The following is a 20,407-nucleotide window of genomic DNA, read 5'->3' on the forward strand; positions in this document are numbered from 1 at the left end:
AAATACGTTTATTCTTTTATTAATATTGGCTGTAACCGGGGGTTTGCGTCAGGAGCCTGTTGTTGGTTAGCGTATTTCTGTCAATTGGCCAGAGTAATTTGTAGGAGTCGCCGGGCAATATATTTGTGTGCGCATATACGTATGGATCGCCCATTCTTCTGAGGTCATACCATCTTTTCCCTTCCAGGATAAATTCATAAAAGCGCTCCTGAAGAATAGCTTCTTTGGGAGTAGCATCTATGGGCTGATTGGGGTAGCCCATCGTGCCTGCATTATAATTGGTGCCAAAGGCTCTGCTCCTTACTGCATTTATTTCGTTGGCCGGATTTTCTCCTAACGCAAGTTTCGCTTCGGCCAGCAATAACAATAAATCAGCATAGCGGTAAATCGGGAAGTCATTAGTGAACTGACGCACACCGGCACTCTGTTCGCCCTGGTATTTGTTAACAAAGGCGCCTGCCAGTTGATAAACGCTTCCAACCCGGTTATAAGCGCCTTGTATGCTGGCCCATTTCCTGGAGTCCAGATTACTGAAGGCGCGGTAGGTAGCGATTTTGGTGGGAACCCGGAGCAGTCCTCCCCAGTTGTCTGTTGTTACATTAAATTTCCGGTTGCCCAATGAGTCGTAAAAATTGGCCAGCAGACCTGATTGGGGAAAAAAGCTGTTGGCAAAGGGAAGCTGTGCTTCATCCAGTTTGTTTTTTAATACAAAGATGATTTCGCTATTGGCTTTGTTAGATGGGGCGAATACATTTGCATAATTTGATTGTAAAGCCAGTGAGGGAATGTTCGTCTGGATATCCAGCAACGCATTTTTTGCAGTAGTGGCATCAGCAGCTCCGCCCCCGCGGTAACTGGTCCATAAATATACTTCCGCTTTTAACATCTGGGTGGCCGCCTTAGACCACAGCCCTTTATCATTTTTGAAGGAATAGTCTGTTCCGTAACTGGATAGTGAACTTTCGATATCTGACTTTATCAAGGCCATTACCGAATCCGTGCCGGAGGCGGGTTTCGCTAATGCACTGATATCGATATTTACCGTCGGCTCCGTCTGAATAATTACTTTGCCCCAGGTGCGCAAAAGATGAAAGTAATAAAAAGCCCGCATCCCGTATGCGATACCAAGATAGTAGGCCTTTGTGGCAGGGACCATTGAGGAAACGGTTTCTATTTTATTGATCAGCAAATTGAGCTGATTGATATTGTAGTAAAAGTTGCCGTACCCTGAGACGCCTGAATTATCCAGGTCCAGGTTGTTGGTCCAGAGTCGCTCCAGGCCCTGGGACGACTCACCCGTGAAGGCGGCACCGGAACCCGGATCGGTTCCAAATATATCGGCCCGCATTTCTCCCAGAGTGACCAATTGGGTAGTTGTGGCGCGCAGATTTATATGAATGCCGGTAACGAATACATCTACCTGCTCAGGCGATTTCCAGAAGCTGGCATCGCTATAGGAACTCACGGGCGAAAGCTCGAGGTTTTTATTGCATGCATTGAAGGAAATTAGAATAATGCAGGCGCCTATTATGGAGAAGAAATTTTTTTTCATATTTAAAAGATTAAATAGTCGCTTTGTTTAGAATGTTAACTGAATGCCAAACGTATAGGATTTGGGAGTGGGGTAGGTGCCGGTGTAGACCCCTGTGATGGTATTGGTTCCGGGAGTAACCGGAGGCTCAGGCGATGGCCCTGTAAATTTAGTGAAATACACAAGGTTGTTTCCCGATAAAAATATTCTGCCGGCGGTGAAAAAATGAGTTTTAGACAACAGGGACTGGTTAAAATCATAAGACAGGGTAATCTCTCTTAAGGCCAGGTAATCTCCTTTTTCGTAAAAACGGGAGTTGTTGCTGTTTAAGGCTACATTGGCATTGTTGCTCCTGGTGTAATTTTTCTTTCCTGTGGGTGCCGCCACCTGGTCGGCATAATATACTTTTGGGATATCTGTTGAAGTATTTGTTGGCGACCATGCCTGTTTTTGCAGATCAAAGTAGTTGAATGTTCCCTGGTAATTTCCAAGGGTACGCGCTACTAGGTCATTATAAATGGTGTGTCCCAGGGCAAACTCGAACCTGCTGTAGATGGAGAATCCTTTGTAGTTCGCGGAGGCCCAGAAGCCGCCGGTCCATTTAGGATAAATATTCCCGATACGCACCTGATCGCGGGAGTCGATAGTGTCGTTTTTGTCAACGTCTAGCCAGTTAACGTCGCCGGGTGTAATTTTGCCGGTGCCATAGTTAACACCAGGACCGCTGATGCCGGCAATCAGATCTTTCCTGTTGTTTGCCACCTGCGTGATCTCGTTCGCATCTTTAAAAATGGACACTTGTTTAAAGGCATAAATCTCTCCCAGGGTTCCGCCTTCCTGGTAGCCACCCACCCAGATAACCTGTTTTGAAACGGGGTCATAAACCTGCATGCCCCCCTGGCGATTGTTCGCGTTTCCGTTATAGGGTAATTTTATGATTTTATTTTTTACAAAGGAGGCGTTGGCGCCTACATCAACCTTTAAACCACTGGGGCTGTTCAGTACATTGGCTGTCAGCGAAAATTCATATCCCCTGTTCTGGAACTGGCCTAAGTTGGTTCTGAAACTATTAAAGCCGGTATAGCTGGGCAGGTTAAGCTGCGTTAGCAGGTCGCTGGTGTTACGTACATAATAATCAAACAGGAGATTCACCCGGTTTTTGAAAAGCCCCATGTCAAACCCGACATCAGCGGTTTTACTTTTCTCCCAGCGAAGATCATTGTTTACTAATCCGGTGTAGGAGAAGCCCGCATTACCGTTATAAAGCCCCTGAGAGCTGTAAACCCCCTGCACTTCGTAGCGACCTAAACCTGCAACGTTCCCGTTGATACCATAGCTAAAGCGCGGTTTAAAGGTGGAAATAACTTTGGACAGGCCACTGTTTGCAAAAAAGGATTCGTTATGAAGGTTCCATCCCGCAGACATACCGGGGAAAAAACCGAACTGATGCCCTTCCGCAAGACTGGAAACGCCATCCTGGCGAAAAACGAGCTGTAACAGATACTTGTTGGCATAGTCATAATTCAGACGGCCAAAGGCGGAGATAACTCTGTACTCCGACCGGGTGGTATAGTTGGGGCCGGCGGCGAAAGCCGTTGCCGCATTTACGGTTGTTATATCGTCTGTAGGCGATTTTGTTCCGGATACCTGCATGTCAAAATTCCGGATTCCGTAATATTCGGCGCCCAGCATAGGATTGACGGTATGTTTGCCAAATGTTTTATTATAGTTGAGCAACGCATTATATTGTTGCTGAAAATAATTGGATTGGTTAGCATAAGAAGGCCGGGCGGTGCTGCTGTACGTTGGAGTAGGCAGAAAAATATTTGCGTAGGTTTGAGTGGCTTTGGTAAAGCCTTCATTTAACGATTGATATAAATAGCCCGATCCGCTTACTTTAAGATACAGGTCCTTAATGATGTCCCATTTAACGGCGGCATTGGCGGTGATCCGCGTTACCTGGTTGTTGCGGACGCTTTTCTGCAGCCAGTAAAGCGGGTTGCCATCCGATGCGCTGTTGCCCGGGTTCGGCAATGTTTTGGCACTATCGATCCAGGGGTTAAAAGTAGGCCAGATGGCCATACTTCTATATAAGGTATTTACATCGCCCGCAATAGCTCCATACTGGGAGGAGGTTGAAAAAGTAGAACCGGTAGTCACTTCCAGGTTAGGTTTGATCTTGTAGGAACCGTTCAGATCCAAAGAGTATCTTTTATAATCAGATCCAACAATGATCCCATCCTCATTATAATAATCGAAGGCCGCAAAAAATTTGCCGCGGTCATTACCGGCCATTACATTAATATAATGATCGTTGGTATGGGTATTCCGGAAAACAATATCTTCTATTTCACCGGAATGGTCTTTAAAAATAATGGTTCCGCCATAGGGGTCGCCAACGGTATCCCAACCTTTGGCGAGGAGAGAAGCAGTGCTTGAATTATACTGGCGTATGTCAAATGAAGACAGGTTGGCACTATCGGTAAACAAACCATAGCCCCTGCTTTGATTAGCCTGCGTCAATGTTCTGCCGGAATTCAGGTTGCCCAGGCGGTTGTAATAAATAAAATCTTTTGCATTCATATAATTATATAAGTCGCGGCGTTTATTATACCCGCCGGTATATTTATACGTAACCTCGGCTCTTCCCGTCTTTCCCTGTTTGGTGGTGATCAGGATCACTCCATTGTTGGCCCGGGCTCCATAAATAGCCGTTGCGGCGGCATCTTTCAATAATTCAATGGATTCAATGTTCTGGGCAGGAATGTCATTATAATCCCGGATAACACCATCCACTACCACCAGGGGGCTTCCGGGGCTATTAATAGAAGCGCCGCCGCGCAGCATCACCATCGGGGTTGCGCCGGGTTGCCCGGTGGCATTCACTACCTGTAGCCCCGGAACCGTTCCCTGCAGAGCGCTGGCTATGTTGGAGCGGGGCGCTGTTTGCAGCACTTTGTTATCCAGTTTGGAGATGGCGCTGGTCACATTTCTTCTGCTTTGGGTGCCATAACCCACTACCACCACTTCATCCATCTTTGATGCGGCACCGGGGCTTAAGGTGATGGTGGGAGCTGTGGTCCCGGAAACCCGCCATTCTGATGGGGCATACCCGGCATAACTCACTTCCAGGATTTGATTTTGCTCGGCAGTGATTTCAAATGCTCCCGCTGCATTGGTTACGGTTGCCCGTTTCATCCCTTTAACCGAAACGGTTGCACCTGCCAGCGGCAAATTAGTGGCCTCATCTAAAACTTTGCCTGTTACGGAGCGGGACTGGGCAAAAGCATTGATGACGGTAAATGTGATAAAAAACAATAGAATTGTTTTTTGGCAAACAATACGCATAAGTCGTTTAAATTTTTATTTTAGTATTATGTAATACATAATAAAATTAATGCTTATTTTTAAACCGCCAAATTTTTTTATATTTTAGAGTCTATTTTTGTTCATTCAAAAAAATATCTGTGGATAACGTTTTTAAATCAATTGAAAATTTCAGCCTGGTGGACCGGGTGGAAGCCAATATTATCGATTTGTTACATCACCGGAAATTAAAAGTAGGCGACAGTATTCCGAAAGAAGTAGACCTGGCTACCAGCCTGGGCGTCAGCCGGACTGTTATTCGGGAAGCGCTGATGCGGTTACGGATTATGGGGCTGATTGACACCCGGAAGAAGAAGGGCGCCGTTATCACCAGCCCGGATTTATTCAGCAACCTTGCCAAAAGCCTCAATCCCTACGTATTAAGCGATGATACGCTAAAGGAAATTTTTGAGATCCGGTTGGTGCTCGAGATCGGTATGGCCGACCTGTTATTCCGGAGAATCACAGAAGAGGATATTAAAGAGCTGAAGCAGATCGTTAAAAATGAGCCTTCGTCAACAAAGAGTTTTATGTTCAATGCTTCTTATGAAATTGCGTTCCATGGAAAGCTGTATGCCATTTCTCAGAATGAAACCTTGAAGCGTTTTCAAAACCTGTTGCTTCCGGTTTTTGATTATGTTCAAAAAAGCTCTTTGGTGAACCAGAATGTAAGCCCCAAGAAGTTTGTTTCACATAAGCAACTTATCTCCATTCTGGAAAAAGGCACTCCCGAAGAATTCCGGAACGGCATGCGCAGTCATTTAGAAAATCATTTTAACCGGCTGATGGATTAGTATCTCCCAAAAGGCGCTTTCCCCCGGTTGCTGCAATCAGATTCTTTAATGCTGATTTTCAATCCGCCCTGCATCGTAGTGATCCAAAGGAGGCCGGGCTCAGGTTCCAACACGAAAGGGTAGGCAATCCAGGAGGCCATTTTATCCTGGTTGGGATATTGCAGGTTTTTGGCTATGACTTTAGGAACACTCCAGCTTTTCCCATCATCATCTGAAAGGGATACTGATAATTCTTCTCTGTGATTGATTACGGCAACTTCACTGAACCGGCTGCCGTTACCGCCCCGCATCGGGTAGGTGTTTCCCCCCGAAGGAAATCTTCTGTTCCATAAAAGTATCAAACGCCCGCTGGATAAACGTTTTACCATTGCGGGTGCGGAGCTGGCATCAATCGTACTCGTACTGATATCGGTCCAGGTTAGCCCCTCATCTTTCGAATAGGCCTGCCATAAACATCCCCAGTTAGTGCGAATAAGCTGCCAGAGCCGCCCATCGTTTAATTGAACGATACAGGATTCGGTGACGCCGCTGTGGTCTCCCCGGCCACCCAGGTCAATGATATTGGAACGGGTCCAGTCCTTTCCATCGTTAAAAGAAGTGTACGTCAGCACCGTGTGGTGGCAAGGGTTATGGCGCATCATCATGCTCGTAAATACCACTGCGCCACTTCTTGTTTCTATGATCGAACGGTTGGCTCCTGTCCAGGAGTTGTGCAGCTTTTGGGGCGTTTCCCAGGTACGGCCTCCATCGAGGCTCCTGGTGACATAGGTAGGCAAAATAGCTTCCTTGAAATCAAATGCAACGCTATCCCATATTAAATGGGACGCTTCCCGTAAATTGCTGAAAGCAAGGATCAGCATGCCCCGGCTGGTTTCCAGCAGTACATGTTCTCCCCCTATTTTGAAAGAGGAGGAATTGGCGAAAATACCTGTTTGCTTCCATGTTTTTCCTTTGTCGGAACTGGTAAAACAAGAAGAGCTGTCAACCGTCAGCAAAATGCCATTGTGCAATTGGATATAAGGCCCTGCATTGGGAAGCTTTTGCAACGGTTGGGCCTCCCGTGGAATCCAGGTATGGTTATCAATAATACTCCCGGTGTGTTTGTCAAATGCAGGTTGCACCTGCCCGCATACAGATACAGAAATAAAAAAGCTCAAAAATATAAACAGCAGCAGTTGCAAAGCCTTCATCGTTTCAGCGTTTTAAGAATTTAATTTTTTGAAATATACAAGGAGGTGCTGTCGCATTTGTCTTCTGAATTGCTCCAGCGTACCGCGCTTCAGGGTTTTGAGCAGGTCCTGGTGCGTAACAGGTTTCTTTTCGTCTGCAAGGTTGCTGGGGTAGGGCATAGAGGCATCTTTCAGTTTTAAATAAACATGCTCAAATATGGGCAATAATATTTTCTGGAAACGCGCGATGGTATCATTGCCGGAAAGCCGGTATAAGGCGGAATGAAACTCCATATCGCATTTCAGTCTCTCAATGCTGGATTTCGCTTTTTTTTCTTTTTCAATAATAGCTTCCAGTTGTTTGAAATCGGCCTGTTGGCGGCTCCGGAATAACAGGTCGCCCAGGCCTACTTCAATAACCAGGCGCATTTCAAATAATTCATTCAGCGTTTCATCGTCCAGTAACTGCGGATCCAATACCCGCTCCATATTTACAAACAGGTCGGGTTTGGCAAGGATCATGCCCCGGTTTTTTCGTGATTCGATGATCCCCAGTGTCCGGAAGCGGGAGAGTGCTTCACGGATCGCTGTACGGCTTACGCCCATTGCTTTTGCTAATTCAATTTCTTTGGGCAGGGGGTCTCCCGGCTGATAATTCTCGGCTTTCAGAAATTCCTGCAAACTCATTTCAATCTTATCAACCTGCGTTAAATTCTCTACGGGTCTTAATTTGTGTAGCGGCATAGCGCAAATATAGAAAAAGGAAATAATAAATATGTCTGACATTTTAAAATTTATTTTGGAATATCGATGGCGTGCATTAAGTTTGTAAATATGTACGACATATGACTTTTGAATTTGTATGTCTGACATGATAAGAACGGGTTGTTTGTTTTCAGTGAACGATACAGAATAGATGACCACAAAATTGCCATCATTTACTATTGATTATAACGCGATACAATATGAATTTTCAGTTTAGCGGCTTATGGTCGGCCATGTTTACGCCAACGGACGCAACCGGCGCACCCGAAATGGAACAGTTGGAACGGTTAACGGAATTGTTAATAACGCAGGGGCAGGACGGTCTTTATATCCTGGGTTCCACTGGGCAGGGTGTATTATTTACGGAAGAGCAGCGGAAAGCCGTGCTGAAGAAAGTAACGCAGGTGGTGGCGGGCCGTTTGCCGGTAATGGTTCAGGTAGGTGCGCTTACTACTGCCGAGTCTGTAAGGCTTGCGCAGCACGCTGCCACGCATGGAGCAGACGCAATTTCCTCGGTAGGCCCTATTTACTTTACAGGTTCTGCCGAAAACGCATTACAGCACTACAATGCTATCGCCCGTGCAACAGCGCTTCCTTTTTTCCCTTATCAGTTAGGCAGCAATACCATGGGGGATATTTCTGTTTTTATTGATAAGTTATTATCGATCCCCAATGTAGCCGGGATGAAGCTGACTACCGGGCAGCTCATGGAAATCAGTTCCATCCACCTGAAAGCAGGGGAACGTCTGCGGCTGTTCAGCGGAGCAGATGAGCTGATGTGCCATGCAAGCCTTTGTGGCGCCGTGGGAGCCATAGGGTCCTTTTATAATTTATGGGGACAAGCCTGCCAAAAAGTGTTGCAGTCCTTTAAGAACGGGAATTATGAGCTGGGTAAATCATTCATGCTGGAATTTCAAAAAACTATTTTATACGTGCTGCCCAATATATGGACTTTTTTCAGGAAGGCGATGCATCTGAAATATGGAATTGATATTGGCCCTGCCAAAGCGCCGCTGGGAACCAGTCAGAAGGAATGGAGCGATGAAGAGGTACTTGCGATTTCAAATAAAATAGAATCGGTTGCCGGGCTGGTAACGGTTTAAGAAAGCTTGTATTTAATTTAATAATTGTAAAATCATATGAACAGCTTTTTGTTTAACAGGCATCAGCGCCGCGGTTTGCTTGTCCACTGTGCAATTGTTTTTTTGATGCTATTGCCCGTCGCCTCTTCTGCGCAAAAGGCAACGCCGGCAGTTAATGAAGTGATCCATCATGTGGTGTTGCAGCTCCCTCCGGGGCCCGATAATCCACGCAATAGTGAGGGCTCTTTTGTAACCCTGAAAGATGGACGCATTTTATTTGTGTACTCCCACTATACGGGGAATAATTCGGGCGATCATGCTCCTGCTTACCTGGCGGGCAGGTATTCTTCAGACGGGGGAAAAACATGGACCGCGCAGGATGTGAAAATTATAGACCGCGAAGGCGGCATGAATGTAATGTCTGTTTCACTGCTGCGTTTGCGCAACGGAACGATCGCTTTGTTTTATTTAAGAAAGAATTCCACCGTCGATTGCATTCCCGTGGTCCGGTTTTCGAACGACGAGGCAAAGACATGGAGCGCACCGGTGGATTGTATCACCGATCAGCAGGGCTATTTTGTGTTGAACAACGACCGGGTGATTCAACTGTCTGACGGAAGGCTATTACTGGCCGTTGCAAAACATTCCAGTCCGGCTGACACAAAATGGCAGGAGAAAGGCGCTTTGTTTGCTTATTATTCTGATGATAACGGTAAGACCTGGACGGCCGGAAAACAAGTGCCAACACCGGCAACTATTATTACACAAGAACCGGGGTTGGTTGCCCTGAAGGATGGGCGGATACTGATGTATATAAGGGCCAGTGGCGGTTCGCAGTATGCGTCCTACTCAAAAGATCGCGGGGCTACCTGGAGCGATGCACTTCCATTTACGTTGAAATCGCCGATCGCCCCGGCCACTATCGAACGCATTCCCTCCACAGGAGACCTGCTTGCTGTCTGGAACAACAACGACGGCTCCATTGCTACCATCAAAGGAAAGCGAACGCCTTTAACGGTGGCTATTTCAAAAGATGATGGAATATCCTGGATCCATATTAAAAACCTGGAAGCAGATCCGGATGGCTGGTACTGCTATACGGCCATTCATTTTTATAAGAACAGTGTATTGCTTTCGTATTGCGCAGGCAGTCAGCAGGCAAAAACATATTTATCTGTTACGGATATCTCCCGTATCGTATTAACCGATTTGTATAAATAGTGAAAACGATGAACCGCAGATATTTTCTCGGAAATGTTTGGGTAGCAACCGCAGGAACTTCAATGCTGACAAAAACCGGCTGGGCGTTGCCGGGCCTTGCAGCACAAAACCGGGATGACCGCGGGCAACTGGCGCAGCTATTAAAGGCCGGAACGCCGAATAAGTGGCTTTTTACGGGAGATAGTATTACTGCCGGTGTAAAACATACGCACGGCATGCGTTCCTATGTTGAGCTCTTTTCCGAACGGATCAGATGGGAATTGGGCAGGGGAAGGGATGCTGTTATTAATACTGCCGTTAGTGGAAATACCAGCAAAGACCTCGTGAACGATATTCAATGGCGCATACTGCAATACCAGCCGCAGGCAGTATTCATTATGTTAGGCACCAATGATGCTGCGGTGCAAAAACAGGTATCTCCCGAACTGTTTAAAAACAATATCGAAACAATAATAAAAAGGGTGCGCAATATAAATGCCGTGCCGGTATTGCTGAGCCCCAATCCCATTGTGGAGACAAAGGCGCCGGAGCGCAGCGCACTGAAAGATTATGTTAAGCTTCTGAAGGAAATAGCGGGGTCAGGGTCGCTCGTTTTTGTTGATGTGTGGAAGGAGTGGAATACCACACTGAGAAAAAAATATAATGGCAGGCAGGATGATCAATTGCTTAACGATCCGTTGCATCCGAATGGTTTGGGTCATAAGGAGATTGCCCAATTGCTTTTTAAGGCACTTTCTATTTTTAATGAAAAAGACCCTACTTGCGGGGGAGCTTATTATGAAAACAAGAACTGGTGAATATATAACAGCAATACAAAGTGGCACTACCGGCCCGCGCGTATTGATCGTTGCCGGAGTACACGGTGATGAGTATGAGCCTATGCTTGCGGTTATGAATTTACGCAAGGAAATTCAGGAGATCCTGGGCCGCGGAACGGTTACGCTCATCGCAGTAGCCAATGGATCAGCCTATCGGGCGGGAACACGAACGGGTAGCGATGCACGGGATCTGGCGCGGACCTGTCCCGGGAAACAGAACGGTACAGAAACAGAGGTGGCAGCCTTTCTTCTTTCGAATTACATCCGGGAATGCGATTATCTGATTGATCTGCATACCGGGGGGACGCTGTTTGAATTATTCCCTTTATGCGGGTACATGCTGCACCCGGACAAGGAGATCCTTAAAGCGCAGCGCCTGATGGCGGCGGCATTTAACCTTCCCCTGGTTTGGGGTACGGATGCCCGGCCCGAAGGAAGAACCTTATCAGTGGCCAGAGATAGCGGTATCCCGGCTATTTATGCTGAATACGGAGGCGGGAATGAGGTGCGTGATTCTATCGTTGATGCTTATGTTAAAGGCTGTTTGGGGGTGCTGGCGCATCTCAATATGCTGAAAGTTGATGTCTTTAATGCCAGCAACAGTGAAGTGGTGTACCGGGTGGAAGATGACCAGCCCGATAGCGGCTTTTTGCAGGGAAAGATGTTGTCGGCCTTTGAAGGAATATTTATTCCCCGGGTAAAAGTAGGGGCAACGGTTGAGGAAGGAGCGGAATGGGGTACTGTTTTTGACCCGGTAAAGGGCGGCGAACATCCGGTTTTTGCAAAGGCATCCGGGCTGGTACTGTTTGTTAGAAAACATCCGAAAGTAGCTGTGGGCGAGTCTTTGGGCGGCATATTAAAAATAAAATAATTTAACGATCAGACATGAATGATTTTGCAGGGGTATTCCTATTGACCGGTGCTGCTGGCGGCATTGGCCGGGCTACAGCAGTAAAGTTTGCCTGTGAAGGGTTTGCGCTCGCACTGGTGGATCTGGACGGTGATGGGCTGCAGGAAACTGCCGGATTGATTCGCTCTTATAATTGTGAATTTCTTTTATTACAAGGCGATTTGCAGGATATGGAATTTATCGGGGAGATCGTTGATCGTTGTCTGTTAAAGTGGGGCCGCATAGATGTTTTGGTAAATAATGCGGTATGGCGTTCTGTTGAAACGATAGATACTATTTCACCCGAAAATTGGGAAAAAGCGATCCGGGTCAATCTTACTGCCCCGGCCTTCCTGTCAAGGACCGTCGCGAATGCAATCGTATCCTCGGGAAAAACGGGTACGATCATAAACGTGTCCAGTATAATGGCTGATTTTGTTGGAGGCTATGCGCCAGCCTATACGGTTTGCAAAGGGGCGCTTGAAAGTCTTACATACGAACTGGCGGTCTTGTATGGCCCTAAAGGGATCCGGGTGGTTGCCATCAGACCGGGCAATGTGACCACTTCGCTGAGCAATGATTATACAACTGAGCAGGGGCAAAATATAAGTGATGCTATTGAAAAGGAAATTAATGACAGAACGCCCCTGGGCAGGGCAGCAACGCCGGAAGAAATTGCAGATTTTATTTTTTTAGTCAGTTCCCCCGCCGCATCCTATCTGACAGGCACTACCATTACTGTGGATGGGGGGCTGTCGAGAAATTTTAATTCTTATACCATTAAAAAACAGCTAAAACCTGACGCATTTTGAAAGGTATCTGGAAATATAAAGCCTTGCTGCCGGAAGTCAGTTCCAGGCACCGGATCACACTGGGAGAAGGGAATACCCCTTTGATCCGGTCGCGCAATATTGGGAAGCTTCTGGGGTTGGAAGAACTGTATTTTAAACTGGAAAATCTGAACCCTACCGGTTCTTATAAAGACCGGTTCGCCGCGCTGGCGGTTGGAAACCTGCTTATGCGAAAAGCAAAGTTCTTTCTGGCAACCTCAAGTGGCAATACGGGTGCTGCTTTGGCTGCATACGGCGCCGCATCAGATATCCGCTGCTTTTTGTCTGTTGTAGATGGAGCGCCGGTTGGCAAGGTGGAGCAGATGGGCATTTACGGGGCTGATATTTTCATGATAAAGAATTTTGGGATCTCCCGGACTGTTACGGAAAATGTCATGCGTACGCTTCAGGATCTGGCAAAACAATCCGGTACTAATGTTGAAATAAGTGCTTATTGCTATTCTCCTATTGGTATGGCAGGGGTGGAAACGATCGCTTTTGAAATAGCCGAAGCATTGGCGCAGGTACGGCATGTGTTTGTTCCTGCAGGTGGTGGCGGGCTTACGCTTGCCATTATAAAAGGATTCGAAAAATGGAGAAAGCTGCATGCGGGGTTTAATAAGCCCTCTGTTTTTTGTGTACAGCCTGATGGGAATAATACCATTGCCGGTGCGTTGGAGGCAGACCGGTCTTTAATAAAAGGATTGGCAAAAAGCACAACTACGATCAGCGGACTACAAGTGCCCAACATACTGGATGGGAACAGCATTATTTCAAAGGCCCGGTCCGGCAAAGTAAAAGGAGCCCTGGTCCCGGATGCGGCGGTATATGAATGCCAGCAACAACTGGCGCAATTAGAAGGGATCTACTGTGAGCCGGCGGGAGCCGTGGCATTGACGGGTTTGAAAAAGGCATTAAGCACAGGGGGGATCAGGCGGAAGGATAAAATAGTGTGTTTGGTTACAGGCCATGGATTTAAAGACCCTCGTTCGGCAAGCCGTATTTTCTCCGGCGATGCCTGCAGGTATTTTAATAAGGCAATCGAATCCATCGCTCATGTTAAAAACAGTATTTCAGATATTAAAAATTTTGTATAGCAATGAAAGAAGTGGTAGCCGGGGATGCAATTCCTCAAAGTCATTTACCGTTTTCGCCGGCCATCCGGAGCGGTGATTTTTTATTTATTTCCGGACAGGCCTCTGTAGATATGGAAGGGAAAATTATAAACGGGAGCTTTGAAGAAGAGTGCCGGCGCTCCTTCGATAATTTAAAGTGCATTATAAAAGGAGCGGGCCTATCGATGGAAGACGTAGTGCAGGTGCGCAACTATGTGGCCCGCCAGGAAGATCTGGCTGCCTTCAACACGATCTACAAAGAATATTTTAGTGCGCCTTTTCCTGCAAGAACCACGCTGATCGGGTGTTTGGGTACTGTATTGAAATTTGAAGTGGATGCAATTGCACGTTACAAATGAAAAAAAAGATCGCAATAATAGGTATTTATCACGAGTCCAATACGTTTAATAAACGGCCGACGGTTTATGCTGATTTCGAAAACGGTCATTTATTAAAAGGGGACGCTATTGTTGCGCACTATAAAGAGGCTCATCATGAAATAGGCGGGTTTATTCAGGCAATGGATCATGAACAGGTGGAACTGGTGCCGGTTTTATATGCTGAAGCGACTCCGGGAGGATCCATTGCAACGGAAACTTACCTGCGCCTGAAAGCGGAGCTTGGAGCCCTGTTGCAATCAGTATTGCCCGTGGATGCTGTATTGGTGGCACCGCATGGTGCGGGGGTCTGTGATGCTTACCCTGATATGGACGGGGACTGGCTTTCCTTTGTGCGGACGTTGGTGGGTGTGGAAGTGCCAATTGTTGGAACGCTGGACCCTCATGCCAATGTGAGCCCGCTAATGATTGCCGCAACGAACGCGCTCTTTGCCTATGCGACGAATCCGCATTTAGATCAGCGGGCAACTGGCATCAGGGCGGCCCAATTGTTGAACCAAATGCTTTTTGAGAACATGGCAGTGCAGCAGCAACTTATTCAGTTGCCACTTTCCATCAGTATAGAACAGCAAAATACCGGTAATGAGCCTTGTATTTCCCTTTACCGGCAAGTGCAACAAATTGCGGCAGATGCCGGCGTGTTACATGCAAGTATCATCCTGGGTTTCCCGTATGCCGACGTCCGGGAAATGGGCACCTCCCTGGTGGTGATAACTACAAAGGCGCCTGCTTCTGAAAACCTGATTATGGAATTGAGGTCCTGCTTCCTTAGCCGGTTGCAGCAATTTACCGGCGCGAAAGTCCGGCTGCAAACAATTTTACCCGATGCTGCTTCATTACAAAAACCGGTGCTGTTGCTGGATATGGGGGATAACGTGGGTGGTGGTTCCGCCGGTACAAGTATGTACCTGATGGATCTGTTGGAAGCTGCGGAGCAAACCCGGGCCTGTATCTGCATTACGCATGCGCCAACAGTAGCATGGATTTCGCGCTTGGAAAAAGGCGCCCGTTTTGACATTTCTTTTGAACAAATAGATGCGGTAAACAGCCCAGCGTCTTACGCTGTTACACTGGTTGGATTACAGGACGGTTTTTTTACCGAGCCGGATCCAAGACATGGCGGGCAAACGCAATTCAATATGGGAAAAGTGGCGGTACTGCACACAGACCATCAGAATATCATCATTATTGCATCACTTAAGATACCTCCGTTCAGCAGCAGACAGTTAACCAGTTTGGGGATAGTAGTGGAGGAACTGAACTGGGTTATAGCAAAAGGAGTGAATGCTCCCATAGCGGCCTTTAAGGATACCTGTGCAACAATTTTGCAGGTGGATACGCCGGGGGAAACCCGTGCGGACGTTACCACCTTTATTTTTAAAAACAGAAGAGTGCCGTTATATCCATTTGAAGCGATCAACAATGTATAAAGATCATATTTTTCAGGAATTTAAGGGAAGAGCCATTACGCTTCCGCAACCTTTTTATACCGAAGGCCCGGTAATAGACAGGGAGGGCAATTTGTTTGTCACAAATCTGAAAGGAGGCCAAATCCTGAAAATTGACAAAAACGGGGCTGCCACAGAATGGGCACGGACCACTTGTCCGAACGGGCAGATGATTAATGAAAAGGGAGATCACCTGGTTTGTGATAGTCTGGAAGGGGCTATAAAACAATTTGATAAAAGCGGGAGGCTGGATAAAATAGCGGTGAGGGGCTTAATTTCCGGCTATAGGATCAGTTGCCCCAACGATCTGATCAGCGATACTAACGGGGGATTCTTTTTTACCGATTCGGTCCGGCATTGCGGTATTGTCGGACATGTGGATCGCACCGGCACAGCAAGGATCATCGCCAAAGAATTGGACTACCCTAACGGACTTGCGATCAACCCGGTCCGGGGCCAATTATATATTGCGGAAAGCTACAAAAACAGAATTCTGGTGGCCGACCTGCGACTGCCCGGAAGCACTCCGGAAGTTTTTTGCGATTTGCCGGTCAATCCTTCCGGGAAAAAAAGTGGCAACCTGCCGGATGGCCTGGCTGTGGATTGCTTTTACAATCTTTGGGTGGCACATTATGGAATGTCCTGCTTATGGGTTTTAAATGACAGGGGTATGTGCATTGGTAAATATGAAACGGGCATCCCCCTTACCTCTAATGTTTTTATGAATGATAACTGGTTATTGGTTACAGGAGGAACAGGCGAGCCCGGTCCGGGGATGATAAAAATTGTAAAAATGCGCAGAAGATGACGAGTAATTTTGAAATTTCCCCATTAACACTCGGAACGGTTTCGCTGGGGCTTAACTACGGCGTTTTTGAAGGGCAGCGTCAGCCGGATAAGCGAACGGCGGTGCATTTGATCGATACCGCAATAAAAAACGGGATCACCTGTTTTGATACCGCCCGGGAATATGGAACAGCGGAAACACTGTTGGGCGAGCTGCTATCGGGGACTTCCGTGGGGCAGGTTTCGATTGTAACAAAGTTTAAAATATCGAAAGAGGCTGTAGGGGATTTTTCACTGGCGAAAGAACAGGCGCGCAGCAGTGTTTTAGCATCGCTTCAACAATTGAAGCTTGCCCGGCTGCCCTTTTGTTTATTTCATATGGTTTCAGATTATAACACAGATGTAGTTGCCGAAATGCTTCCGGGCCTTTTCGTTTCACTGAAGCAGGAGGGGCTGATCGGTTCCGGCGGTATTTCAATTGATAATCTGTCCGAGTTGCCGCGGCTGGCATTCCTTCCGGAAGTCAGCGTACTGCAACTGCCGCTTAATATTTTTGATCAGCGCTTCCCCGAAGATCATCCGGTTTGGGAGCAACTCGAAAAGGAAAATAAAATTGTTTTTGCACGGAGCGTCTTCTTAAAAGGACTGCTCCTCAGGAACCCCTCAGCACTTACCGGGAATTTACAGCCGGCTGCTTTTTACCTGGAAGGGCTAGCTGCTTTTGCAAAAAGATGCAAGATGAGCATTGCTCAATTCTGTTTTTCCTATGTACGGAATTTTAAAGCGATTGACAGTATCGTTGTGGGCGCCGATAATGAAGCCCAGCTCCTGGAGAATATTGGCTTAATGCGCACGCCCCCGATTCCGCAGCAAATTTTAGAAGAGGCGAAATTTTTTTTTAAGGATGTTCCGGAGCAGTTGCTTATTCCTAAAAATTGGAAATTGTAAAAAATGAATCATTTGTTTAGTCTTGAAGATAAAGTAGTGCTGATCACCGGCGGAACCGGTTTGTTTGGGAAACCGATGTCGCTGGCCCTGGCAGAAGCCGGGGCGCAGGTGATCATTGCTTCCCGGAATATGGAAGCCTGTACGCGTTATGCGAAGGAGTTGAAAGGATTGGGTTTCAAAGCGGCCGCCTTGCCGTTAGATCTTAAAGAGGAATCCTCAATTACTGATTGTGTTGCCGCAATACTCAATACCTATAAAAAGATTGACATATTGGTTAACAATGCGGTTTCAAGAGAAGGCTTTAAGAACCTGGCTGATCTGCAAAAAGAAGAATGGGAAAATGCACAGGCGGTAAATGCAACAGGGCTTATGCTGTTGACAAAAGCAGTGTTAGCGCATATGTGTTCCCGCCGCCGGGGCAATATTATAAATATAGGATCGATACAGGGAGCGGTCGGGCCTAATTTTCCGGTCTACGGCACAACCGGCATGACGAGCCCGGTTAATTATACTTATGATAAATGGGCGCTGGTCGGATTTACAAAATGGATTGCCAATTATTATGGGAAATTTAATATCCGCTGCAATTGTCTTAGCCCCGGAGGGTATGGCCCCGGTGTTAACGAAACTTATGGAGAGACGGCCTTTACGACGAATTATAAACAATTAACTCCACTGGGCAGATTCGCTAACGACAATGATATCAAAGGTCCGATCGTGTTCCTGGCTTCCGAAGCGTCTGCTTATATTACAGGGCACAATCTTTTGGTGGACGGGGGCTGGACAAGCTGGTAATGATTGTATATGGAAAAGAAAATGTTTTTTATTTGTATGTTATCCATGCTGTTAATGAACAAGGGCATTGCCCAGGTCCGGTTGAGCTATAATTTAGTGCCTTCGATTCCGGACAGGGAAGGCTTTGCAGGGATGTTCGCGGGCGTAAGCAATGGTTTTGTTGTAGCAGCGGGAGGCGCTAATTTTCCGGATAAGATGCCCTGGGAAGGAGGTAGTAAAATGTGGTATAACGACCTGTTCCTTTTTAATAAACAAACCGGCCAATGGGGAAGAAGCCCTGTTTCGCTTCCAGGAAAGCGCGCCTATGGAGTTACCGCCTCTTATAATGAAAAAGTAATTTTAGTGGGAGGGAGCGATGAAAAAAAACATTACAGTGAAGTTTATTCCATTAAAGTCGAGAATAGTGGGATAGTACTGGATTCGATGGCGTCGATGCCCGTTGCGCTGGCCAATATGACGGGTGCTCTTGCCGGCGATTTTTTGTTCGTTGCCGGGGGAACGTTTGGCCCTGATGGCGGTCCCGTTACTACTTTTTTAGCTCTGGATCTGAAAAAAAATAAGTGGGTCCAATTGCCATCCTGGCCGGGACCGGAACGTATGAACGCCGTGTCTGCGGGGGTAGGCAACCGTTTTTTTATTTTCAGTGGTATACAAACCGAAAATTCAAAAGAGGGTGTTAAGCGGAATGTTCTGGATGATGGATATTGTTTTTCGCCCATCCTTAAAAACGGTGAATTAGTGGGCGGTAATTGGCATAAAATTGAAAAGATCCCATGGGGCATTGCGGCGGGGCCTGGTCCGGCTCCGGTGGTTCAAGATCGCTTTGTGATCTTCCCCGGTGGGTTGGATAATGCCACGGCCCAGCATAAAGACCCGCTTACGCATCCGGGGTTTATTTCAGATATATTATCATATGACACAAAATTAAACAGGTGGAGTACAATTGGCCATCTTCCAAAAACGGAAATGCGGCTAACGGCGCCCGTTGTTGCGTATGACGGATCTTTTTGGATCATCAACGGAGAAGTAAAGCCTGGAAAGCGCACCCCTACGGTACTTTCGATAAAAATTAAATAAAAGAACAGTATAAGTATTGTTCGCATTAAATGATCTTGTAAAAGCTATAAAATGACCAGGTATCAGCAGTCGAAACAATTATTGGAGCGTGCGGGTAAAGTGCTTGCAGGAGGCGTTTCCTCAGAGTTTAGAAAATATAATCATCCTCATGCCTTGTTTTATTTATCCGCAAAAGGCAGCCGTATTGTGGATGTTGATAACAATGAATATTTAGATTTTACATTAAGCCAGGGACCGATGATCCTGGGACATTCCCATCCCGAAGTGCTGGAAGCCGTCGCCAATTATTCGGTCCGGGGGCAACTTTATGCTGGTCAGCATTTACAGGAATTGGAGCTTGCGGAGAAAATCGCGGAGCTCATCCCTTCTGCGGAACGGATCCGTTTTTGCCTCGACGGGTCGGAGGCTGTGCAAACGGCCTTGCGGGTGGCAAGAGCAAAAACAGGGAAAAATAAATTTTTAAGATTTGAGGGACATTATCACGGGTGGCTGGATAATGTGGCCTGGGGCATATCCGCACCAGATCCGGAAGCACTGGGAGCGGTGAACGATCCTGTTGCCTTCCCCTGGTCGCAGGGGATCGTTCCGTCCACAAGGGACGAGTTCTTTATTTGTTCCTGGAATAACCTGAAGTTGCTTGAAGAGCAATTGGAACGCCATCATCACGAGATTGCGGCGATCATTACCGAGCCGGTTATGTGTAACAACGGTTGTATAGAGCCTGAAGACGGCTTTCTCAAAGGAATGAGGAAGTTGTGCGATCAATATGGGATTGCCTTAATTTTTGATGAAGTGATTACCGGTTTCAGGCTGGGTTTGGGCGGGGCGCAGTCTTTTTATAATATCGTTCCTGATCTGTCTGTTTTTGCAAAAGCGATGGGGAGCGGCTATCCTATAAGCGCCATTGTAGGTAAATATGAATGGATGGAGCTGATCGAAAAATCGATCGTAATACATGCGGGTACGATGAACTCCAGTTGCCCGATGATAGCAGCCTCGCTGGCTACATTGCGGGTATTGGAGCGGGACAATCCCTATCCGCAACTATTTGCTTTAGGCCAGCGCCTGATGGACGGACTGCGGAATGCGGCAAAACAATCAGGACAAAACCTGATCGTTACCGGCCCGGGCCCTATGTTTGTAACCGCTTTTGGAGGAGGGGAGATGATGCGGAATTACCGGGATACGCTAAAAACGGACCGGCTCAAATTGTCGCGGTTTATAGCAGCGATGCACGATCGAAATATCCGGATCATCGGAAGAGGACTTTGGTATATCAGTGCAGCACATACAGAAGAGGATATTGATCATGCCATTAAAATAGCCACTGAGGTATTATCGGGCTTATAAATGTTGGGGAGAAGTATTATGATAC

Annotated in this window: 18 protein-coding genes; 14 read left to right on the plus strand and 4 right to left on the minus strand. The window is 46.9% G+C overall.

Translation table 11 applies throughout. From position 1 onward, the window contains the following. Positions 1-19: 19 nt before the first annotated feature. On the minus strand, positions 20-1,552 hold the full coding sequence (gene nanU / locus NIASO_RS03845) for a SusD family outer membrane lipoprotein NanU (RefSeq protein WP_008583338.1): 1,533 nt from the start codon (positions 1,550-1,552) through the stop codon (positions 20-22). 27 nt (positions 1,553-1,579) lie between these two features. Continuing rightward, a complete protein-coding gene (locus NIASO_RS03850; RefSeq protein WP_211139885.1) occupies positions 1,580-4,849 on the minus strand; it encodes a SusC/RagA family TonB-linked outer membrane protein in 3,270 nt (1,089 codons plus the stop codon). 149 nt (positions 4,850-4,998) lie between these two features. Here NIASO_RS03850 and NIASO_RS03855 point away from each other — a divergent pair, with 149 nt between their 5' ends. Continuing rightward, positions 4,999-5,691 carry a FadR/GntR family transcriptional regulator gene (locus NIASO_RS03855; protein WP_008583334.1) on the plus strand — a complete coding sequence of 231 codons (693 nt, stop codon included), beginning with the start codon at positions 4,999-5,001 and terminating at the stop codon, positions 5,689-5,691. Here the strand turns inward: NIASO_RS03855 and NIASO_RS03860 are convergent. Together NIASO_RS03860 and NIASO_RS03865 are read right to left on the minus strand one after the other, a co-directional pair. Then, positions 5,688-6,881, minus strand: coding sequence for a sialidase family protein (locus NIASO_RS03860; RefSeq protein ID WP_008583333.1), 1,194 nt, complete (start codon positions 6,879-6,881; stop codon positions 5,688-5,690). The genes NIASO_RS03855 and NIASO_RS03860 overlap by 4 nt on opposite strands. A 12-nt stretch (positions 6,882-6,893) precedes the next feature. Continuing rightward, entirely contained in the window at positions 6,894-7,646 is a 753-nt protein-coding gene (locus NIASO_RS03865; protein ID WP_008583332.1) for a FadR/GntR family transcriptional regulator, read from the minus strand. Positions 7,647-7,825: 179 nt separating this feature from the next. On the opposite strand from NIASO_RS03865, the gene NIASO_RS03870 reads away from it, so the two are divergent. The 13 genes from NIASO_RS03870 to NIASO_RS03930 all read left to right on the plus strand — a co-directional run bounded on the left by NIASO_RS03870 (position 7,826) and on the right by NIASO_RS03930 (position 20,382). Continuing rightward, positions 7,826-8,728, plus strand: a complete 903-nt coding sequence (locus NIASO_RS03870) for a dihydrodipicolinate synthase family protein (protein WP_008583331.1) — start codon at positions 7,826-7,828, stop codon at positions 8,726-8,728. 105 nt (positions 8,729-8,833) lie between these two features. After that, positions 8,834-9,928 carry a sialidase family protein gene (locus tag NIASO_RS03875; protein ID WP_157547192.1) on the plus strand — a complete coding sequence of 365 codons (1,095 nt, stop codon included), beginning with the start codon at positions 8,834-8,836 and terminating at the stop codon, positions 9,926-9,928. 8 nt (positions 9,929-9,936) lie between these two features. Then, positions 9,937-10,725 carry an SGNH/GDSL hydrolase family protein gene (locus tag NIASO_RS03880; protein ID WP_008583329.1) on the plus strand — a complete coding sequence of 263 codons (789 nt, stop codon included), beginning with the start codon at positions 9,937-9,939 and terminating at the stop codon, positions 10,723-10,725. Continuing rightward, positions 10,706-11,617: a succinylglutamate desuccinylase/aspartoacylase family protein gene (locus tag NIASO_RS03885; RefSeq protein ID WP_025298685.1), complete on the plus strand. Its 912-nt coding sequence runs from the start codon at positions 10,706-10,708 to the stop codon at positions 11,615-11,617. The genes NIASO_RS03880 and NIASO_RS03885 overlap by 20 nt, the downstream gene beginning before the upstream one ends. A 14-nt stretch (positions 11,618-11,631) precedes the next feature. Then, positions 11,632-12,447, plus strand: coding sequence for an SDR family NAD(P)-dependent oxidoreductase (locus tag NIASO_RS03890; RefSeq protein WP_008583327.1), 816 nt, complete (start codon positions 11,632-11,634; stop codon positions 12,445-12,447). Then, the gene (locus NIASO_RS03895) at positions 12,444-13,562 is read left to right on the plus strand and encodes a pyridoxal-phosphate dependent enzyme (RefSeq protein WP_008583326.1); all 1,119 of its coding nucleotides are present in this window, start codon (positions 12,444-12,446) and stop codon (positions 13,560-13,562) included. The genes NIASO_RS03890 and NIASO_RS03895 overlap by 4 nt, the downstream gene beginning before the upstream one ends. A gap of 2 nt (positions 13,563-13,564) precedes the next feature. Continuing rightward, complete coding sequence (locus tag NIASO_RS03900; protein WP_008583325.1) at positions 13,565-13,939, plus strand: RidA family protein; 375 nt, start codon at positions 13,565-13,567, stop codon at positions 13,937-13,939. After that, on the plus strand, positions 13,936-15,408 hold the full coding sequence (locus NIASO_RS03905) for a M81 family metallopeptidase (RefSeq protein WP_008583324.1): 1,473 nt from the start codon (positions 13,936-13,938) through the stop codon (positions 15,406-15,408). Before NIASO_RS03900 ends, NIASO_RS03905 begins: the two co-directional genes overlap by 4 nt. Next, positions 15,386-16,234: an SMP-30/gluconolactonase/LRE family protein gene (locus tag NIASO_RS03910; RefSeq protein WP_211139887.1), complete on the plus strand. Its 849-nt coding sequence runs from the start codon at positions 15,386-15,388 to the stop codon at positions 16,232-16,234. The genes NIASO_RS03905 and NIASO_RS03910 overlap by 23 nt, the downstream gene beginning before the upstream one ends. Next, complete coding sequence (locus NIASO_RS03915; RefSeq protein WP_008583322.1) at positions 16,231-17,160, plus strand: aldo/keto reductase; 930 nt, start codon at positions 16,231-16,233, stop codon at positions 17,158-17,160. The genes NIASO_RS03910 and NIASO_RS03915 overlap by 4 nt, the downstream gene beginning before the upstream one ends. Before the next feature lie 3 nt (positions 17,161-17,163). Next, positions 17,164-17,955: an SDR family oxidoreductase gene (locus NIASO_RS03920; protein WP_008583321.1), complete on the plus strand. Its 792-nt coding sequence runs from the start codon at positions 17,164-17,166 to the stop codon at positions 17,953-17,955. A 9-nt stretch (positions 17,956-17,964) separates the two neighbouring features. Beyond that, positions 17,965-19,032 (plus strand): Kelch repeat-containing protein, encoded by a 1,068-nt coding sequence (locus NIASO_RS03925; protein ID WP_025298686.1) that lies wholly within the window; start codon positions 17,965-17,967, stop codon positions 19,030-19,032. 51 nt (positions 19,033-19,083) lie between these two features. After that, positions 19,084-20,382 (plus strand): aspartate aminotransferase family protein, encoded by a 1,299-nt coding sequence (locus NIASO_RS03930; protein WP_008583318.1) that lies wholly within the window; start codon positions 19,084-19,086, stop codon positions 20,380-20,382. The last annotated feature ends 25 nt before the right edge of the window (positions 20,383-20,407 follow it).

The sequence above is a fragment of the Niabella soli DSM 19437 genome (assembly GCF_000243115.2).
GTDB classification, from domain to species: domain Bacteria; phylum Bacteroidota; class Bacteroidia; order Chitinophagales; family Chitinophagaceae; genus Niabella; species Niabella soli.

Bases quoted from the DNA above. Each gene is read 5' to 3' on its own strand.
- NIASO_RS03925 (WP_025298686.1), top strand. From the start codon at position 17,965: ATGGAAAAGAAAATGTTTTTTATTTGTATGTTATCCATGCTGTTAATG.
- NIASO_RS03905 (WP_008583324.1), top strand. From the start codon at position 13,936: ATGAAAAAAAAGATCGCAATAATAGGTATTTATCACGAGTCCAATACG.
- NIASO_RS03870 (WP_008583331.1), top strand. From the start codon at position 7,826: ATGAATTTTCAGTTTAGCGGCTTATGGTCGGCCATGTTTACGCCAACG.
- NIASO_RS03875 (WP_157547192.1), top strand. From the start codon at position 8,834: ATGCTATTGCCCGTCGCCTCTTCTGCGCAAAAGGCAACGCCGGCAGTT.
- NIASO_RS03900 (WP_008583325.1), top strand. From the start codon at position 13,565: ATGAAAGAAGTGGTAGCCGGGGATGCAATTCCTCAAAGTCATTTACCG.
- NIASO_RS03865 (WP_008583332.1), bottom strand. From the start codon at position 7,646: ATGTCAGACATATTTATTATTTCCTTTTTCTATATTTGCGCTATGCCG.
- NIASO_RS03885 (WP_025298685.1), top strand. From the start codon at position 10,706: ATGAAAACAAGAACTGGTGAATATATAACAGCAATACAAAGTGGCACT.
- NIASO_RS03930 (WP_008583318.1), top strand. From the start codon at position 19,084: ATGACCAGGTATCAGCAGTCGAAACAATTATTGGAGCGTGCGGGTAAA.
- NIASO_RS03920 (WP_008583321.1), top strand. From the start codon at position 17,164: ATGAATCATTTGTTTAGTCTTGAAGATAAAGTAGTGCTGATCACCGGC.
- nanU (WP_008583338.1), bottom strand. From the start codon at position 1,552: ATGAAAAAAAATTTCTTCTCCATAATAGGCGCCTGCATTATTCTAATT.
- NIASO_RS03880 (WP_008583329.1), top strand. From the start codon at position 9,937: ATGAACCGCAGATATTTTCTCGGAAATGTTTGGGTAGCAACCGCAGGA.
- NIASO_RS03860 (WP_008583333.1), bottom strand. From the start codon at position 6,881: ATGAAGGCTTTGCAACTGCTGCTGTTTATATTTTTGAGCTTTTTTATT.
- NIASO_RS03890 (WP_008583327.1), top strand. From the start codon at position 11,632: ATGAATGATTTTGCAGGGGTATTCCTATTGACCGGTGCTGCTGGCGGC.
- NIASO_RS03915 (WP_008583322.1), top strand. From the start codon at position 16,231: ATGACGAGTAATTTTGAAATTTCCCCATTAACACTCGGAACGGTTTCG.